An 18,897-nucleotide genomic window follows, 5' to 3' on the forward strand; every position below is an offset into this window, starting at 1 on the left:
AGTGAGGCCATTCGCATCATTTTTAGGGAGGCCATCCGCATCCTTTTTCCTGTAAAAAACAGGTTGCCGCTCAGGGAGATCCGCAGTAAAATGAGTCGGTTAGTATTTCGACGGGCATCGCCCGAACCTGCATGGGGAAGGGTCTGATTAAATTGATCCAATTCTTGCGTATTGGCCTGAAAGAGCCTAAGCGGTGGCTGCCGCTTGGTTTAATGCTTATTTTTCCGCTGCTTGGATATATGTATCATTTTGTAGATCATCCAACAAGACATGTGCATTCTCTGGTTACCAGCTTTGACCGTGCGACGCCGTTTATCAAGTATTTTGCGCTTCCGTACGGCGTCTGGATTTTTTATATTTACGTCTGCCTGATTTATTTCTATTTCAAGGACCGCAAGGCCTATTACCGCTCCATTGCACTGTACACGGTTTGCGCGCTGACCTGCTACGCGATTTACAGCGTGTTTCAAACGACGGTTCCGCGGCCGGCCGTCACGGGCGATGATGCATTTGCCCGCCTTGTCACTTACATTTACCACCGGGACGAACCGTACAACTGTTTTCCAAGCATTCACTGCTTCTCCAGCTATATGGTGATGAGAATGATCTTTACGAGTCCTGCGCGGGGCCGGTGGAACCGGGTTCTCATCGGGACGATGTCGGTGACGATTATCTGCTCGACCCTGTTTATGAAGCAGCATGTCATTCTGGATGCCGTTTCGGCGTTTGCGCTGGTGGAGATCTATCGTCTGCTGCTGCTGAAGACAGCTTCCTGGTTTGGACAGCAGAATGCCGTCCGGCGCCAGCAAATGCAGGCTTGAATTCCTGTCAGGCCCCGGCCGCGGGCTGGTAGAATTGGACAAATAAGCAGACAGAACAGCTTCAGGGCTGTTTTGTCTTTTTTTTATACCAAAGCTTTATTCACCGCCCTAAGCTAAACATTCAGCAAATATTCAGTTTCATTTCAGGAACCCTTAATTTCCGCACTTTAAAATGAAAGAACAACATACATATTTTCTGTTTAGGGAGAGATGAGGGGCGCCGATGAAGAAGAAGAGATGGATTTGGACCGGGGTTATAGTTGTGGTGCTTGCATGCGCCGTTTTTGTGTTTTTGCAGTTTTATCCAGGAAAGAAAGAACAGGTACAGGCTGCTGCGCAGAGCACGACAACCGTCAAGAAAGGGGATATTACTGTCAGCGTGTCCGGCTCCGGCTCGGTTGTGGCTACAGATAATGAAAGTGTAAGACCTAAAGATGAAGGCAAAGTGGACAAAGTGCTGGTTGAGGTTGGCGATGTTGTGAAAAAAGGCCAGCAGCTGATGACTTATCAGGCTGATGATGTAGAGGATCAAGTGAAGCAGGCTAAATCCTCCATTGAACTGCAGAAATCCGACCTGGAAGATCTGCAGGAGCAGTATAAAGAGAAGATTCAAGCCGGAGCTACGGATGATGAAATTGCCGCAGCGAAGAAGGCGATCGAGCAGCAGGAAGTGGATATCAGCACAGCGGAAGATAATCTGGCTGAAGTCATCGAGGATGCTGCCGCACCGGATCCGCTGTTGGCTCCAATTGACGGCACCATCACGGCGGTAAATATTACGGATGGTGAACAGGCCCAGGACGGTACGGAGCTGTTCGTCATTACGGACTATCAGAAACTGAGCGTTACGGTAAGCGTGGATGAGCTGGATGTTCCGCAGGTTAAAATAGGGATGACAGCCAATATTACGCTGGACGCGCTGCCTGATACAACCTTTGAAGGCGAAGTTACAGATATTGCGGACGAGGGCACATCCACTAACGGGGTTTCCTTGTTTGACGTAACCATTGTACTGAAAGACCCGGGTGACGCGCGTGTAGGCATGTCAGCTGAATCCTCTATTATCATCCAGGAGAAAAAGGATATTCTGACGCTTCCAATTGAAGCGGTTCAGCAAAGAGGAGATAAGTACATGGTCATGCTGCCATCAAGCTCTGCTTCAGCTGCTTCGGGCAGCGGGGAGAACGGCAGCAGTGAGGGAGGCTTCCCTCAAGGCTCTGCAGCTCCAGACGGAAGCTCTGCAGGAAGTGCAGCAGGTCAAGGCACCGGAACAGGTCAAGGCACCGGAACAGACCAGGCAGCTGGCGGTTCGCAGCAGTCCGGCACTCAAACCGGATCCAAAGGTACAGCTTCAGGTACAACTTCAGGCACAGCCTCAGATGCAGCCGGCGGAACATCGGGCAGCAGCCCTTCCGGCGGAATGAACAGAGGCCAAATGCAAGAAGTAGAAGTCGGCATCCACGACGAAAGCACGATCGAAATCGTCAGCGGTCTGAACGAAGGTGATGAAGTAGTAGTTCCTACGGTTAAAGCTTCTTCCACTTCTTCCAGCGAGCAGACTCAGGCGAATATGAACGGCAGCTTTGGCGGCATGGGCGGCTTCACTGGAGGAGGCAGCTTTAGCGGCGGAGGCGGCGCCCCTGGAGGAGGCAGCTTTAGCGGCGGAGGTGGCCGTTAATGAACCAGACTTCGGCTCAGAATAAAGATCATCCGCTTATCGAAGTGATTGGTCTGGGACACGGATATGTCATGGCCGACCAGACCATGACCGTGCTTGATGATATTAATTTCAGAATTGATTACGGTGAATTTGTAGCGATCATCGGGCCGTCAGGCTCAGGCAAATCAACTTTGATGAATATGCTTGGCTGTCTTGATATTGCGAATGAGGGCACTTATTTGCTGGACGGCCAGGATGTGAAGAAGCTGTCTGATAATAAGCTCGCCAAGATCCGCAACGAAAAAATCGGCTTTATCTTTCAGCAGTTCAACCTGCTTACAAAGCTTTCCGCAGTTGAAAATGTGGAACTGCCGCTCATTTACCGCGGGATGTCCCACCGGGAGCGCCGGAAAAATGCCGAGGAATCCCTCGCAAAAGTAGGTCTCCAAGAACGCATGCATCACCGGCCGTCGGAGCTTTCCGGCGGTCAGCAGCAGCGGGTAGCGATTGCCCGGGCAATTGCCGGCAATCCGCCGGTGCTGCTGGCGGACGAACCGACGGGAGCTCTCGACAGCAAGACAGGGGTCGAGGTTATGAACAAAATGAAGGAACTGAATGAGCAGGGACACACCATCATCCTGATCACGCACGACTTGTCCATTGCTGAGCAGGCAAAGCGGGTGATCCGGATTCAGGACGGCAAAATCGTCGAAGATCGGGGGAATCCGGCATGATGATTTTGCAAAGCTTTAAAATGGCCTGGAAAGGCATTTCCGGCAGCAAGATCAGATCCTTTCTGACGATGCTGGGCATCATTATCGGGGTTTCCTCCGTTATTGCGCTGGTTTCTGTCGGCAAGGGGACGACCTCCCAAATTACCTCCCAGCTGGAGGGATTGGGAACGGATCTCCTAACGGTGAGTATCATGGGGCGGGGGAATACAACCTACTTGACTTATGATGAAGCTGAAGCCTTGACCGATCTGGACGGGGTAAAAAGTGTATCCCCGGTCATCAGCGGTTCCATGACCGCTAAATACGGCACGGAGAATACCGATGTCTCCGTTGAAGGCATCACGCCGGCTTATGAGGATATCCAGGATTTCCACGTCCAATCCGGACGCTACATCCTCGACATCGACAACGGCTACCGGATGAAGGTGGCGCTGATCGGTACGGAAACGGCCAGCGACCTGTTCGGCACGGATGATCCGCTCGGGCAGACCATCCTGCTGAACGGCTCGCCGTTCAAGGTTGTCGGGCTGCTGGAATCCAAAGGCACAAGCCTTACCTCATCCAATAACGACAAGATCCTGATTCCGATCAAAACGGCGGAACGGGTCATGCAGAGTAAAGGCGTTCGTTCCATGACGATTCAGACCGAGTCGCCGGATCAGGTAGCGAGCGTGAAATCGCTCATCGAAGCTACGCTGGACAAGAAATTTGAGAATGCCGATAATTCCTACACGGTGTTTAACTCGCAGGATGCGCTCGATACACTCAACTCCACGACGCAGACACTGTCTATCGCTTTGGGCGGCATTGCCGGTATTTCCCTGTTTGTAGGCGGCATCGGTATCATGAACATCATGCTCGTGTCGGTAAGTGAAAGAACGAGAGAGATCGGGATCCGGAAGGCAATCGGGGCGAAGAAGCGGAATATTCTGCTTCAGTTCATGATTGAATCTACGCTGCTGAGCGGTATGGGCGGATTGATCGGAGTCGCAATCGGTTATGGGGCCAGCGCGCTGGTCGGCCATTACACTTCGATGGATACCTCCGTATCTCTGAATATTGTACTGATATCCTTTGGTTTCTCGTTGTTTATCGGTGTCGTGTTTGGTGTTATTCCTGCCAACAAAGCTGCGAAGCTCCGTCCGATTTACGCGTTGAGAACAGATTGAGCGGCTAGAAGGATTAAGAAGGCATTAAGAAGGCATTGGAGGGGTCTCCAATGCCTTCTGTTTTTTTTTAGAAACATTGACGAGCATTATTATTATACAAACTTGCCTTGCCACCCCGCAGAACGGGATGGCTTTTTTTTGTCCCTTTCTGTGCAGCCGGCCCAAAAATCAAATAGCACGGGAACTTTTTGGGTAAAGTATACGTGACAACAGGACCGAAAGGAGACGACTTGAATGAAAAACAGGATTTCATCCCTGGCATTTCTGCTCGTATTTATTCTCATGCTGGCAGGGTGCGGCAATAATTCTAATAACGCTGCGGAAAGCGCGAATCCGGAGAGTGCCGGCAGTGCTTCCCCGGAGGCCTCCTCATCTGCGGGCACCGGAAGCAGCGGAGAGGGCGCCTTGGCGGCAGTGAAGCAGAAGGGCTCTCTTCAAATCGGTACAGAAGGAACTTATGCTCCTTTCTCTTTTCACGATACAAGCGGCACGCTCACAGGCTTTGATGTCGATATTGCGAATGAGGTGGCCAAACGTCTCGGAGTGAAAGCGGAATTCGTGGAAACCCAGTGGGACGGGATGGTTGCAGGGCTGGATGCGAAGCGGTTTGACGTGATTTTTAATGAAGTCTCAATTAACGATGAGCGCAAAGCCAAATATGATTTTTCAACTCCTTACATTGCCTCCAGGGCTGTATTAATCGTACGGAGCGACAATAACGACATCAAATCCTTTGCAGACCTTAAGGGGAAGAAATCCGGCCAGTCGCTGACCAGCAACCTTACGCAAATCGCCAAGGACAATGGGGCAGAAATTGTAGCTGTGGATGGCTTTAACCAGGCCGTTGACCTGCTGAATTCGAAACGGATCGACGCGACGATTAATGATAAATTGTCCTATCTCGATCTGAAGACGCAGAAGCCGGATATTGCGCTCAAAGTGGTGGATGAAGAGGCCAACGCTTCGCAAAGCGCGGCCATGTTCAGAAAAGGGGAAAGCGATCTGGTAGACGCTGTGAATCAGGCGCTGGCCGACATGCAGAAGGACGGTACTTACCTGAGTATCTCCAAAAAATATTTTGGCGAGGATGTTTCGAAATAAGGCCAAAGCACAAGGGATGATTTGACCTATGGATGACCGGAAAATACAGATTTTCATGGATTCGCTGCTGCCCCTGCTGAAAGCGGGGGTGGCTTATACGGTTCCGCTGACCCTGATTTCATTTGCGCTGGGACTTGTCCTGGCAATTCTGACCGCACTCGCGAGGCTGTCAAAGATCAGCGTGCTGAAGGCGGCCGCAGGTTTCTATGTATGGATCATCCGGGGGACACCGCTTCTGGTGCAGCTGTTTATCATCTTCTACGGGCTTCCGTCAGTCGGGATTACGCTGGACCCTTTTATCGCGGCAATTATCGGATTTACGCTCAGCGTCGGCGCTTACGGCTCCGAAATTGTCAGGGCTGCAATCCAGTCCATTCCTGCGGGTCAGTGGGAGGCGGCCGATTCCATCGGCATGACGAGGACGCAGGCGCTGCGCCGGATCATTATGCCTCAGGCTGCGCGGGTCTCGGTTCCACCGCTGGCCAACTCGTTTATCAGCCTGGTCAAGGATACTTCTTTGGCAGCTTCCATTACTTATGTGGAGATGTTCAGGAAAGCACAGGAGATTACGGCCACAACCTACGAACCTTTGCTGCTCTATTCAGAGGTTGCTCTTATTTATCTGTTGTTCTGTACGGTGCTGTCCGCGCTGCAGCATTACTTGGAGAGACGGCTTGCCCGTTTCTCGGCACGATAGGAGGGATGCCGGATGATTGAGGTTCGGAATCTGCATAAATCGTTTGGAGATCTCGAAGTGCTTAAGGGTATTGAGCTGTCGCTGGACAAAGGCAAAGTGCTTGTTATCATCGGCCCGTCCGGCTCGGGAAAATCCACGCTGCTCCGCTGCTTTAACCTGCTTGAAATGCCGGATGAAGGGCAGCTTAAGATCGGAGAATTAGCGCTGAATTTCGATAAAGGCCGCAGGCCGGGCACCAGGGAAGTGCTGGCGCTGCGCAAGCGTACTGGTATGGTCTTTCAGTCGTACAACCTGTTCCCGCATATGACGGCGCTTGAGAATGTGATGGAAGCCCAGGTGACGGTGCAGAAGAAGAGCAAAGAGGCGGCGCGAAGCCGGGCGCTTGAGCTGCTGGACAAGGTGGGATTAGCGGACAAAGCCGGGAACTATCCGCATCAGCTCTCGGGCGGCCAGCAGCAGCGGGTGGGAATAGCCAGAGCGATGGCAGCGGATCCCGAGGTGCTGCTGTTCGACGAGCCGACCTCGGCTCTTGACCCCGAGCTGGTCGGCGAGGTGCTCAAGGTGATGAAGCGGCTCGCTTCGGAAGGCATGACCATGGTCGTCGTCACCCATGAAATGAAATTTGCCGCGGATGTGGCGGATCAGATCATCATGGTCGATCAGGGCGTGATTATCGAACAGGGCAGCCCGGCTGAGGTGCTGCAGCATCCGAATCATCCGCGCGCAGCGGCATTCCTGAATATCCTTACCCAGCGGGAGATTTAGAGGCAGGCCTGCCTGGAAAAATTAAAAAAAGGCTGTTGGACGGATGACGCGCTCAACCGGTCCAACGGCCTTTTTCGGCTATAAATGATCCTCTGATTTAAGTTACCCTCTGATTTAAGTTACCCACTGATTTAAGTTACTGCTTCGGGCTGCCGGAGGGCACGCCCATGCCGTTTAAGATCAGCCTGACGACCTCGTCGGCTGCAGCCTGCTCATCCCAGGGCCTGCCGGGGAAGAGCAGAAATTTTTCCGCGAAGAGCCCCAGTATAGAGGAAGCCATAAAACGGATGGCGGTTTCCGGCGCAAGATCCGGGCGGAGCTGGCCTTTTTCCTGATAATACAGCATAATTTCCCGCAGGCGCACTCCGAGGGGAGCCCCTACCTGCTCCAGAAAAGCCTTTCTCAAATCCGGCTGAAACGGTATTTCCTGAATGAGGATCTTAATGACCTTCATGTGGCTGTGCGCAAAGCTGAGCCTGTTCTCGATCACCGCGCGGAGAAATTCCTCAAAGGTTTCATATTGCGTCTTCAGCACGGCATCAAAGTTCCGGATAATAAACGGCGCGACAAGCCGGCTCATAAGCGGGGACACGATGGAGAGCAGCAGCTCTTTTTTGGTTCTGTAGTGCCTGAATATCGTACCTTCGGCAACGCCGGCCCGCTGGGCGATTTCGCTGGTCGATGCGGCGGCATAGCCTTTTTCGGAGAAGATATCCACCGCTGACTGCACGATCTGCAGCTGTTTGGCCGTCATTCGCCGGTCCTCGTCCGCCGCGGACAAATCCTCAAGCCATTGTTCAATTTCCCGATCCTGCTGGCGGTCCATGTAAAGTCTCTTCTCCTTTCTGAAAAGAAATCATTGTATTGTAAGTCGCTAAATTTTGCGGTGCTTGCGCAGGGCAGCAATATTAAGCAGCGTAAAGAGTACACAATAGCCGGCAAGGCTCCACAGATCTGCAGCAATCCCGCTCCAGCCCTGTCCCCGGATCATCACGTCGGTCATAGCCTGCGCCCCGAAATATAAAGGCATGATAAACCGGAGGGCGGCCAGCCAGTCCGGCAGCGTATCCAGGTTAAACAGCCCCGAAAGGAACAGCTGCGGCACAATAATGATCGGGATGAACTGAATCATCTGCAGCTCGTTGCTGGCATATGCCGACATCAGCATGCCCAAGGTCAGGGCGGTCATGGACAGCAGCAGGGTGAGCAGCAGCACATAACCAAACGATCCTGTCATGACGATGCCCAGCACTTTGATGCTGTACCAGGTAATGAGCAGCGCCTGGGCCAGGGTAAACAGACCGAAGCCGCCCAGGTAGCCGAGCACGAGTTCCGAGCGCCGGATCGGGGAGGCCAGCAGCCTCTCCAGCGTACCCGAAGTCCGTTCCCGCAGGAAAGCGACGCCCGCAATCAGAAAGACAAAGAAGAAGATGAAGAATCCGATTAGCACAGGCCCGATATGGTCGATCGTGCTCATATCCCCTGAACCGTGCAGGTAGGAGATTTCCGGCTGGGCAAGAGGGTTCCCATTCCCATTCCTATTCCCATTCCTATTCCCATTATACACATTACCATTGCCATTGCCGTTCCCGCTTGCGCTGGCACTGCCGTCTGCATTTGCTGCGGCAGATGGAGATGCTGCAGGCAGAAGGGAAGCCGCCGCGTTTTGAATAACAGACATGACCGCACGGCTGGCGGTCGGGTCACTGCCTTCCAGCTTCACAGCAGGTTTGCCGCCTTGTAACGAAACTACAGCGTCAATCTTGTTGTCTTCGAGCGCCTGTTCCGCCTGCTCGTCTGAAGGGTAAGGGATCACTTTGGCATTCTGGGTTGTCAGCGCCTCGCCAAAAGTGTCTGCAGCTCCCTCCGTTATGCCGATGCGCGGCACATATGCCGAACCGTTAAAGACCAAATTCATTAAGGTCAGCACAAGGAGGGGGGCGATGAACATCAGAGCAACCGTCCGCTTGTCGCGTCTGAACTGCCGCAGCGTGCGGAGAATGACTGCGCGGATTCTCATTGTCCTGCACCTCCCAGCTTGATAAAGGCATCTTCGATCTGATCCGTATCCGTTTGCCGGAGCAGCTCCGCAGTGGAACCCTCGGCTAAGATGCGGCCGTCCCGAATCATGGCAAGCCGGTCGCATTTATCCGCTTCGTCCATGACATGGGTCGTCAGGACAACCGTGGTTCCCTTCCCGGTGAGCTTTCTCAGCTCGGCCCAGATGGAGCGGCGAAGCACCGGGTCGATCCCCACCGTAGGTTCATCCAGCAGTAGCACCGGCGGCTCGTGCAGCAGGGCGATCGCCAGCGACAGCCGGCGTTTCATGCCGCCCGAATACTGCCAGGCTTTCTTGCTTAAATGCTCGCTTAAGCCTACAAGTCCGGCCGTTTCCTCGATCCGGACGCTGCGGCGCTTGCCCCGGAGGCCGTACAGCGCGGCGAAGAATTCCATGTTCTCCCGGGCGGTCAGCTCGTTATACAAAGCGTCCGCCTGCGCCATGTAGCCGATTTGCTGCAGCATGGAGCGTTTAGGCAGAAGGGTGCCGAGCAGCCTGATCTGGCCTGTTGTCGGCGCGTCGATGCCGGCCAGCATTTTGACAAGAGTTGTTTTTCCGGAGCCCGAGGGTCCCAGCAGACCAAAGATTTCGGCCGGACGGATGTCGAGGTCAATATCGCTTAAGATCGTTTTGCCTGCAAAGCTTCGGCTTACCCGGCTCGCTGACAGTACAGGGGAAAGAGAGCTGTTCATACAGAATCACATCCTGACTTTTGTAAAATGAGTGATTACTCACTTTTATATGCGATCATTGTAAGCCTTCCAGCTCCGGATGTAAACCCTGAGTCCGTTCACCGCGTCCGCCCGCTTGTTACAAGTCAAAAAAAGCCGGTGCAGGAGCACCGGCCTTAAAGCAGCCTGTTACGGCAAATTTTACATAACCTTTATCTTTCGCTCTGCTGCCAGACTCCGCAGCTCGATGCTGATTTTCTCTTTCTCCACATCATTCAGCAGCAGCTGAATGCCATAATAATGATTGACCCCATCCCAATCCCGCTGCCAGCGGACCTCGCCTGGAAAGACAAATGCTTCAACATTCAAGCGTAAATGGATGCGGCATTCGATTGTATTTTCGGAGGCGTGCAGGTTCAGCGGGGAACGGATTTTGCAGCCGTTTTTGCTGATATCGATCAGTTCGATCGTAGCCAGCTTACCGTCAACAGCCATTTGGTTAATGGCGGTGAGCTCCATTTGACATTCAAGCGGCTCTTCCATGGAATAACGGAAGGGCTCTTTCCTACGAGTAATCATGATGCAAACCTCCGGACAACAAGAGTCATTGGCTCAATTATACTGGCAAACTGCCGATGAGGGAACAAAATCTTACAAATTTCGAGCGCATTTACTGTCCGGATGCCCGTTTGGCGTGGCTGTACAGCTCTTCGTAATAGCCATGCTTTGCCAGAAGTTCATCATGATTCCCCTGCTCGACCACGCGTCCATTCTTCATTACGATGATCCGGTCAGCATGCATAATGGTGGACAGCCGGTGGGCAATCACAATAGTTGTCCGTCCCTGCGACACGTTCTGCAGCGCATCCTGAACCAGCTGTTCGGTATGTGAATCAAGATTGGCCGTCGCTTCATCCAGGATGAGAATTTTTGGTTCAAACACCATGATCCTTGCAAAAGAAATGAGCTGCCGCTCCCCGGCGGAAAGGCCGCTGCCTCTTTCGGTGAGAGGCGTGTCATAGCCCTCAGGCATTCTCATAATCATGTCGTGGGCGCCGACAAAGCGGCAGGCTTCGACGGCTTTTTCCCGGGAAATATCCGCCTGAAACAGTCTGACATTATCCAGGATGCTGCCGGAAAATAAATACGGCTCCTGCTGAATAAGGCCGATCATGCGGTGAACCTGGGCCTGCGGAATGAGGCGGATGTCGGTTCCGTCGATTTCGACGCTGCCTTTATTAACGTCATAGAAACGGTTCAGAAGGCTGATCAGCGTGCTCTTCCCGGCACCTGTTGTGCCGACGACCCCGATCATTTCGCCTGCTGCAATATGCAGATCCAGGTCCGGAAGAACCGGCCGGGAAGAAGTGTAACCGAAGGAAATATGGTTAAAGTCAATTTTTCCCTTGACCCGCTCTAACTGCAGGCTGACGGCTTTCTCCGGCGCAGGCTCCTTGACGGCAGGCTCGGTGCTGAAGATATTCCAGATCCGGTCCATCGACACCATGGTCGACTGGAAGGTATTCCACTGCATCGTAATCTGGTTGATCGGCGTGAAGAACTGGCGGATATAGCTTGTAAAAGCATACAGGACACCAACCTCGATCTGCTTGTGGAATACGGCCATCCCTCCCAGCCAAACGACCAGAACCAGCGCAGCGTTGCCCAGAAAGTCAAACGTCCGGTTAAAGAGCACGTTGGCTCTGACCTCGCGCATATTGCCTTCCCAATAGCTCTGGTTATGCTCCATGAAGCGGCGGGTCTGCTCCTGCTCCTGGCGGAACGCCTGAATGAGCCCCATGCCGGACAGATTCTCGGCAATAAAGCCGATCAGCCGCGAAAGCCGGCTCCGCGTCGTCTGGTAAGCTTCCCGCAAATACCTGCGGAACAGAAAGGCGACAAGCCCGATGACCGGAAGGGCGATCAGGCAATACCATGCCAAGGCAGCGTCCAGCCTGAACATAAACACGATGATCAGCACAAGCGTCATGCCGTCGCGGATCAGGCTCAGGAGCACTTGGGTGAAGAACTGGCTGATCGTTTCTGTATCGCTCGACACATTGGTCACCAGACTGCCGCGGTGGATTTTATCAAAATAAGACATCGACAACCTCGAGATGTGCCCGAACAGATCGTTGCGGAGCTTCGCCACAATGCTTTGGCCGGCATACTGCAGCACGTTGTTCTGCAGGTAGGTGAAGACAAAGCTGACGATGGAGATGCCGAGATAAACGCCGGCGATGAGGGCGATAATGCCGAATTCTTTTTTTCCAGCGGCCAAGTGGTCGTCAATAGCGATCTTGACCAGATAGGGCTGCAGCAGATCCGCGGATATCCCGAGCAGGGCGCAGATAAATACGCCGGTAAAAGCAAGCTTGTGGGGTTTGGCATAGGCAAACACCGCCTTGAAAGCTTCAAGCGATCCTTGTTTCTCCGTCTGCGGTTTGGCCGTGTCTCCGTTCAAAGCATGGGCTGTTGAATCAGGCATGCTGCAATCCCTCCTGTTGAATGCGGTATAACGAAGCGTACAGTCCGTCCGGGTCGCGCAGAAGCTGCTCATGGGTTCCCCGCTGCGCGATTCTCCCCTGATCCAGAACAATGATCTCATCGGCATGCTGCACGCTGCTGATGCGGTGAGCGATAATGAGCGTGGTTTTGCCCTTGCGCTCCTTCACCAGATTATCCAGAATGCCCGCTTCGGTAACGGCGTCTACAGCGCTCATGCTGTCGTCCAGAATCAGCAGCTCTGGCTGCTTCATCAGGCCCCTTGCCAGACTGGCCCTCTGCCGCTGGCCGCCGGACAGGGTGACGCCGCGTTCCCCCAGCCGGGTCTGAAAGCCTTCGGGGAAGGATTGGATGCTCTCCAGCAGCAGCGCCTGGCCCGCAGCGGCCTGCACCTGCTCCATACCTGCGGAACGGTCGCTGAAGGCGATGTTGTCGGCAATATCCGTGCTGAAGAGAAAGCCGTCCTGCGGCACGTATCCGATCTTGGTCCGCAGGGAATCCAGCGTAACCTCCGTAATATCGGTACCGCCGGCCCGGATCGAGCCTGCGGGCGGCTCGTAGATGCGCAGCAGCAGCTTGGCGAGTGTGGTCTTGCCGCTCCCGGTTCTTCCGATCAGGCCGACGGTGCGGCCCTTAGGGATGCTGAAGCTGATGTCCTTGAGCGAGGCCTCCCTTGATCCGGGATAGGCAAAGGTCAGATGACCGATTTCGATGCTGCCCAGGCTGCGCAGCGGCCGGGCATGCTCATGGTCCCGAACGGCAGGAACCTCGGCCAGCAGCCGGTTCACCCGGTCAAGCGAGGCGCCGGAGCGCTGCATCATATTGATGACATTGCCGATCGTCTGCAAGGGACCTGTCAGCATCCGCAGATAGAAGGTCAAAGCGACGAAGCTGCCAAGCGTCATCTTTCCATGCAAGGTCATGTATCCGCCGACCAGAAGCGATACAACAAGGGATAAAGCGCCGAGAAAGGGCAGCAGCGCCTGGAAGAGGGAGGAGAGGCGGACCAGATGAAGCTGGGCTCCTTTGACCTGTTCGACGGCAGCCCCGAATCTTTGCTGAGCGGTCTGTTCGATTGCAAAGGTTTTGGTTACGCGGATGCCCCCGAGCTGCTCATCCGCTGACTCGGTCATGGAGGCGAGATTGTCCTGTACGGACATGGATCTGCGCCGGATGCGCGGGCCGAAATAAGTAACCAGAAACGGAATCGCGGCGAGCGGGCATACACTCACCAGCATCAAGGTAACCGGAATGCCGGAGAACAGCATCATCACGACGCATGAGATCACCATAAAGACGGCATTGGTCGTCTGGGTCACGCCAAATGAAATCGCCTCTCTGACGGAAGTGACATCGTTCATCACATAGCTGAGCAGCTTGCCCGTTCCCTGCCTGGAGAAGAAATCCTCTGACAGACGGGAGAACTGGGTGAATATCCGGCCCCGGGTCAGAAACTCAAAACGGCGGCCCAGCCTCATAATCGTGAACTGGCCGATACCAAAGAACGCGCCGTAAAAGACAGCGATCGCCAGCAGGATCAGGCTGTAGCGCCTAATTCCGCTTTGGCCGAGACTGCCTGCTTTCAGCCCGTCGGTTACTTCCCCCAGAACTTTGGGAAGGAGAGCAAGAATACTATTAGAGGCGATAATGAGAAGGACAGCGAGCAGGTAAAGTTTTTTGTTGATTCTCAGGTAATCGGTGAGCAATCGAAAGCTTTTCAATGCGGCGGAGCCTCCTTCTGACTGAATCGTGTTGGACGGAATATCTCTGAACTTATCTATATAAAATATAACATAAAGCCGCGCCTGCAGACGCAGGACGCGGCTTTATTCTTGCAATTGCAATAGGTTAACCGAGCAGCTCAGCCAGATCGCTTTCAATGGCGGAAGGCTCGGTTCTGGAGCTGTAGCGTTTCACCACCTGGCCGGAACGGTCGACTAGAAATTTGGCGAAGTTCCATTCAATGTCGCCGTTCTGATACTCCGCCGGAGTGTGCTCCTTCAGGTAGGTGTACAGCGGATGGGTGTTCTCCCCGTTAACCTCAACCTTGGCGAACATCGGAAAGCTGACCTTAAAGTTCAGCTCGCAGAACTGTTTAATCTCATCTTCCGTACCCGGCTCCTGCCCGGCAAACTGGTTGCACGGGAAGCCCAGAATCGCCAGGCCTTTCTCCTTGTAGGCGTCATATAACGCCTGCAGTCCTTTATACTGCGGGGTCAAGCCGCAGGCGCTCGCCGTATTGACAATAAGCAGGACTTGTCCGGCATAAGGACGGAGGGTGGAACGCTCACCGTCGATGGTTTTGACTTCAATATCGTAGATTTCGGACATGCCGATTCCTCCTTGGTTCAAGTTTGTGAGGGAGGGAGAGAGCTTGCGCTGACGCCCGTTCCTGCTCCTATTTTACATGCTGGAGGAAAAGGATGCCAAACCCCTGCCGCCATTAAGGCCCGCGTTCAGACCCGCATTCAGGCCCGGCTTAAGGCCCGGCTACATTTCCCGGAACGTGTTGACGATGTAGAGGTAGTTTTGCTTTTTCCCGGCAAACATATCCGATCTTGTCCACAACAACACCTGCGTAAAATGATCCTCAGAAGCAACGAGCGTCACCAGATAGCTGATCTTCACTTTGCCGACTTCACCGCTGATTACATACTGCAGAGCGCTTAAACCGCCGACGGTAATCTGGCGGGGCTTGTCCTGCTGCGGGTTTTGGATGGATTGTTTCATGTTTGTGCTGACCAGATTCGAATAATCGTTGATGGTCGTATTTTTCGAGAAGTCGGAGCGGTCCTCCCGCAGCACAACCAGATAATCTTCCGAAGCAGGGCGGGAGGCCTGAATGTCGGCGCTGTCCGCAAGAGCTGTGTCTCTGGTCCAGCCCTCGGGAATGGTGATGGACGACTGCTGATCGGAGCTGGTAACGAGCGAAATCGCAGAGGGAGCCGAGCCCATGACGGATATAGCCGCTTCCGGAGTGCTGCTGTTCACGATTCTGAAGGATTGGATGACATTCTCGAACTCCTTCTTATAGCCCTCAAACAAATCAGAGGTAGACCAGGTGATGATCTGGTAGAATGCGCTGCCCTTCTTCATCACTGCCGTCAGATAGTGCACGTCCACATTTCTTGCAGTACCGTAAAACTCCGCAGTCTGCGCGGGAATCCCGTCAATCGTAGTTTCGCCGTAGCCGACAAAATGGTAGTTCTGCAGGGCGACCTTCGTATCGGCGAGCATTTTCTTCTTGAGGCTGTCTACGGTGGCATTTTTGAGAATATTGGATGACACCGGAACAACCAGGCAGTATTTCTCTTTGGCCCTGTCCGATACAGCCAGAGCGGCGGAACGATTGAGAGAGTCGTCCTTCTTCCAGCCTTGGGGGAGCGTTAAGCTTAAACTTCCTGATGCATCCTCAATTTTAATGCCTGCCTGGGAACCGGAATACGCAGTTTTGGCAAAAGCAAGCGACTCCGTCTTGGAGCGGCTTTCGTTCATGATTTCATCCGATGCAGCGCGTTTCATTCCGCAGCCTGTCAGCAGCAGTGTGCCTGCCGCAGCGGCCACCGCCAGTTTGGCCAAACGAAATTCTGCCTGTTTCAAATCGTTTTCCCCCTCTAATTCAGAATGCTGCTACAAATATATGAAGCTTTCAGCCGGCATATGCTATAGAAGGAGATTGAGAGCAAGAGTTCTATTCACGAATTGAAGAAACGTTCAGAGGTTTATGTGAAGAACAATCCGCGGCAAATCATCAGGAAAATGTGATTATAGTGACGCACGGCTGGGTTATCAATGTCGTTTACCATATCCTGAAAGGGCTGGAATGGACGAATAGAAGCCGCTCTTTTCCAGCTTTAAATACAGGGATTCATAGAATAGAGAATGATAATGGGCAATGGATGCTGACGCTTGAAAATGCCGTGGATCACCTCTAGTTCAAAGGCTTCGCGCAGGCAAAAATATAAACAAAGACCGCCGGGGGGATAATCCTCCAGCGGTCTTGTGTTGTGTCGGGCAATAAAATTACAAATTATTATTCGCCCAAACTCTTTAATGATGCTTTGATAGATGGGCTCAGACTATAAGTCTTAATGATCGTTTCGATGGCTTCTGCCCGGGTTGCCCCGCTGTTCGGGTCGAACATCTGCTCCGTCTTGCCGTCAAAGATTCCGAGAGCAGCAGCCTTTTTGATAGCATCCGCACCGAAAGCTCCATTCAAATCCGTAAACGGTACATTGGAGGTATCAATGTTCAGGATGCTCGCATTCAGCACACGAGTAATAATAAGAGCCATTTCCTGACGGGTAATCGTCTTCTCCGGCCGGATTGTACCGTCTTCATATCCATTCAAGACTCCAACCTCTACAAGCTTCTTGAGATCATCGGTAGACCAGTGGCCGTTAATATCGCTGAAATCTGCAAAGTCTTCTTCATTAATGGTCAGATTTCTAGAAGCCATATCCACAAAAGCGCGGTCGATCATCGCTGCGAATTCTGCGCGGGTAATCTGCTCGTCCGGCTCAAATCCGCCATCCGGGTACCCGTTGATAACGCCCAGCTTGGTCAATTTTTCGATGGAAGGAATCGCCCAGTGCTGTGCCACATCATCATAATTCAAGGCAACCAAAGAATCTCCCTTGCTGAGGATATCAGCCGTTCTGGCTTCTACACCGGCAATGACATTGCTGTCGGCATTTACAACCCGGCTTCTGAAAATATCATCAGGGTTCTGGTACTCATCTGAATTAGCCGGCGTGTTTGTCTGCTCCGGTGCTGTTGTTTCTGGTGTTTCTGAAGTTACCGGAGCTTCTGTGTCAGGATCAACCGGCGTGGAAACCGAAGAGCTTCCATGCTCATGTTGATTCGTCCCGGAAGGAGACGATGGCTCGGATGGTGCCTCGCTGCCGCTGCCCGCTAGTACAACCTGAGTCATCACTTCCGAAGTGCTGTCCGCTATACCGAATCTTGTGTCTCCCAAATATTTGGCTGTAAGGGGATGATCTCCGACAGTCAAATCACTTGTTGTAAAGTATCCAAGAGCTTTACCGTTAGCTTCACCGTTCGGCGACATTGCAAGTACAGCTAATACCGTATCACCATCCATAAGGATTGCGGTTCCGGAAATATTTTTGGTTTGCAGCGGATCTGTTATCGTTTGTACGACTATAGTCACAGAGTTCCCGAAATGGGAAGGATTCAGGTAACTTACAACCGTTGTCACAGTTGGGTGGGTCGTAGGAGGCACCGCCTCGGCAGATACCGTTTGGGTAATCGGTTCCGAGGTGCTGGCAATAAATTTACTGTCTCCGCCGTACTCAGCGGTAATCTCATGCTCTCCGGCACTAAGATTTTCTACAGTAAGAAGAGCCATAACAGGTTTAGTGGGGTCCGTTCCCAAAGGAGCAGTGCCTAATACGGTGTCTCCCTCCTTAAAGGTTACAGTGCCTGTTGGATAATCATACGTTCCGTCCGTATACTCTCTGTTTACCATCGCCATAAACGTTACAGGCTCTCCGACAGAAGCCGGGTTGCGCGTGCTTTGAACGGAAATGGACGTATTCTCATACGCCGTATTACCGTCTGAAGATCCTGTATTTTCGTCTGCCGGGTCTGATGGTGTTGGATTACTGCTGCTTCCTAATACAGTTTGTGTTATTGGGGCGGAAGTGCTGTCCTCTACATCGAATCTTGTGTCTCCATAATATTTAGCAGTGATCGGATGATCCCCGACACTCAGAGTACTGGTTGTGAAGGTTGCAGTTGCAATACCGTTTTGTTCGCCGTGCGGCCACATTGGAATTGTCGCTAATTCTGTGTCACCATCCATCAAAATGACGGTTCCGGCAATATCGTTATAGATTTGCGGATTTGTTCTTGTTTTAATGTAAAAAGTCACTGGGTCCCCGTATTGAGAAGGATTCAGGTAACTTTCAACCGTTGTTACAGTCGGGTTCCCTGCAGGAGCCATTGCTTCAGCAGAAACTGTTTGTGTGACCGGACTGGAAGTGATAGCGCTGAATTGGCTGTCCCCGCTGTACTCCGCTGTAATCTGATGCTCTCCGGCACTGAGATTTCTCACAGAAAAAACCGTTCTTCTAGGGTTGACATCGTATGCGTCTAACTCAGAGCTGCCTAATACGGTATCTCCATCCTTAAAGGTTACCGTACCAGTCGGCGCTGTGGAAGATTCAGTAGAATATACTCTGGCAACGAACGATACAGGCTCCCCTTCCGACGCTGCATTACGTGTGCTTTCAATACTAATGACCGTACTGAAAAGTGCCTCGTTGCCGTCTGTTGTAACTGTACTTTCATCATTTGCGCTGGCTGCAGATGTAGAAGTAATCATCAGGGCAGTTAAAAATAAAGCGCCGACCTTCTTTTTAAGCTTTGATAACATGTCTTGCATTCCCCTCTTAATGATTTGTGCCGATTCTGAGCAGGCAGAAATATGGCCGAATATAGCAACTTATAATATCGTCAAACTGTGTCGAATAATTAATGTTTTGATCGAAAAAACCTACTATTGACACAGCCGCGGTTCTCATCCCGCAGGACGCAAAAAAAGCTCTCCCACCGGAGAGCACACCGACGTCCCAGTCGGGGTACAGCCGCCAGGCGGCTGACTTCGTTCCGCCATCCGTGAATCGGATGGCCTCACTTCGACGACCCCCCCAGGGGTTCTCATCCCGCGGGACGCAAAAAAAGCTCTCCT

General features: G+C 52.7%; 16 protein-coding genes and 1 pseudogene. 8 read left to right on the forward strand and 9 right to left on the reverse strand.

The window, feature by feature from the left end:
- Nucleotides 1–164 precede the first annotated feature (164 nt).
- The 7 genes from FCN15_RS15795 (at nt 165) to FCN15_RS15825 (ending at nt 6,947) form a co-directional block, all read left to right on the forward strand.
- A complete protein-coding gene (locus tag FCN15_RS15795; protein WP_162515382.1) occupies nt 165–821 on the forward strand; it encodes a phosphatase PAP2 family protein in 657 nt (218 codons plus the stop codon).
- A 223-nt stretch (nt 822–1,044) separates the two neighbouring features.
- Entirely contained in the window at nt 1,045–2,499 is a 1,455-nt protein-coding gene (locus tag FCN15_RS15800) for an efflux RND transporter periplasmic adaptor subunit (RefSeq protein ID WP_138495959.1), read from the forward strand.
- Nucleotides 2,499–3,215 carry an ABC transporter ATP-binding protein gene (locus tag FCN15_RS15805; protein WP_138495960.1) on the forward strand — a complete coding sequence of 239 codons (717 nt, stop codon included), beginning with the start codon at nt 2,499–2,501 and terminating at the stop codon, nt 3,213–3,215. Before FCN15_RS15800 ends, FCN15_RS15805 begins: the two co-directional genes overlap by 1 nt.
- Nucleotides 3,212–4,384, forward strand: coding sequence for an ABC transporter permease (locus tag FCN15_RS15810; protein WP_138495961.1), 1,173 nt, complete (start codon nt 3,212–3,214; stop codon nt 4,382–4,384). The genes FCN15_RS15805 and FCN15_RS15810 overlap by 4 nt, the downstream gene beginning before the upstream one ends.
- A 234-nt stretch (nt 4,385–4,618) precedes the next feature.
- Nucleotides 4,619–5,485: an amino acid ABC transporter substrate-binding protein gene (locus tag FCN15_RS15815; protein WP_138495962.1), complete on the forward strand. Its 867-nt coding sequence runs from the start codon at nt 4,619–4,621 to the stop codon at nt 5,483–5,485.
- 28 nt (nt 5,486–5,513) lie between these two features.
- The gene (locus FCN15_RS15820) at nt 5,514–6,182 is read left to right on the forward strand and encodes an amino acid ABC transporter permease (RefSeq protein ID WP_138495963.1); all 669 of its coding nucleotides are present in this window, start codon (nt 5,514–5,516) and stop codon (nt 6,180–6,182) included.
- 12 nt (nt 6,183–6,194) lie between these two features.
- Nucleotides 6,195–6,947 carry an amino acid ABC transporter ATP-binding protein gene (locus FCN15_RS15825; protein ID WP_138495964.1) on the forward strand — a complete coding sequence of 251 codons (753 nt, stop codon included), beginning with the start codon at nt 6,195–6,197 and terminating at the stop codon, nt 6,945–6,947.
- A gap of 136 nt (nt 6,948–7,083) precedes the next feature.
- Here the strand turns inward: FCN15_RS15825 and FCN15_RS15830 are convergent, their stop codons facing one another.
- The 8 genes from FCN15_RS15830 to FCN15_RS15865 all read right to left on the reverse strand — a co-directional run bounded on the left by FCN15_RS15830 (nt 7,084) and on the right by FCN15_RS15865 (nt 15,782).
- Nucleotides 7,084–7,773, reverse strand: a complete 690-nt coding sequence (locus tag FCN15_RS15830) for a TetR/AcrR family transcriptional regulator (protein WP_138495965.1) — start codon at nt 7,771–7,773, stop codon at nt 7,084–7,086.
- Between the two features lie 48 nt (nt 7,774–7,821).
- On the reverse strand, nt 7,822–8,967 hold the full coding sequence (locus FCN15_RS15835) for an ABC transporter permease (RefSeq protein WP_138495966.1): 1,146 nt from the start codon (nt 8,965–8,967) through the stop codon (nt 7,822–7,824).
- Nucleotides 8,964–9,698: an ABC transporter ATP-binding protein gene (locus FCN15_RS15840; RefSeq protein WP_138495967.1), complete on the reverse strand. Its 735-nt coding sequence runs from the start codon at nt 9,696–9,698 to the stop codon at nt 8,964–8,966. The genes FCN15_RS15835 and FCN15_RS15840 overlap by 4 nt, the downstream gene beginning before the upstream one ends.
- Nucleotides 9,699–9,878: 180 nt before the next feature.
- Nucleotides 9,879–10,256, reverse strand: coding sequence for a PilZ domain-containing protein (locus tag FCN15_RS15845; RefSeq protein ID WP_138495968.1), 378 nt, complete (start codon nt 10,254–10,256; stop codon nt 9,879–9,881).
- A gap of 91 nt (nt 10,257–10,347) precedes the next feature.
- The gene (locus FCN15_RS15850) at nt 10,348–12,165 is read right to left on the reverse strand and encodes an ABC transporter ATP-binding protein (RefSeq protein ID WP_138495969.1); all 1,818 of its coding nucleotides are present in this window, start codon (nt 12,163–12,165) and stop codon (nt 10,348–10,350) included.
- Nucleotides 12,158–13,903 (reverse strand): ABC transporter ATP-binding protein, encoded by a 1,746-nt coding sequence (locus FCN15_RS15855; protein ID WP_138495970.1) that lies wholly within the window; start codon nt 13,901–13,903, stop codon nt 12,158–12,160. Before FCN15_RS15855 ends, FCN15_RS15850 begins: the two co-directional genes overlap by 8 nt.
- 127 nt (nt 13,904–14,030) lie before the next feature.
- A complete protein-coding gene (locus FCN15_RS15860) occupies nt 14,031–14,513 on the reverse strand; it encodes a glutathione peroxidase (protein WP_138495971.1) in 483 nt (160 codons plus the stop codon).
- A 159-nt stretch (nt 14,514–14,672) separates the two neighbouring features.
- Nucleotides 14,673–15,782 (reverse strand): DUF1795 domain-containing protein, encoded by a 1,110-nt coding sequence (locus tag FCN15_RS15865; RefSeq protein WP_138495972.1) that lies wholly within the window; start codon nt 15,780–15,782, stop codon nt 14,673–14,675.
- 95 nt (nt 15,783–15,877) lie between these two features.
- On the opposite strand from FCN15_RS15865, the pseudogene FCN15_RS19720 reads away from it, so the two are divergent.
- Nucleotides 15,878–16,117: pseudogene (locus FCN15_RS19720) on the forward strand (histidine phosphatase family protein); the annotation flags it as partial.
- Between the two features lie 98 nt (nt 16,118–16,215).
- On the opposite strand, the gene FCN15_RS15875 reads toward FCN15_RS19720, so the two are convergent.
- The gene (locus FCN15_RS15875; protein ID WP_162515383.1) at nt 16,216–18,582 is read right to left on the reverse strand and encodes an Ig-like domain repeat protein; all 2,367 of its coding nucleotides are present in this window, start codon (nt 18,580–18,582) and stop codon (nt 16,216–16,218) included.
- Nucleotides 18,583–18,897: the final 315 nt, after the last annotated feature.

It is taken from the genome of Paenibacillus pinistramenti (assembly GCF_005869875.1).
In the GTDB taxonomy this organism is placed as follows: Bacteria; Bacillota; Bacilli; order Paenibacillales; family Paenibacillaceae; genus Fontibacillus; species Fontibacillus pinistramenti.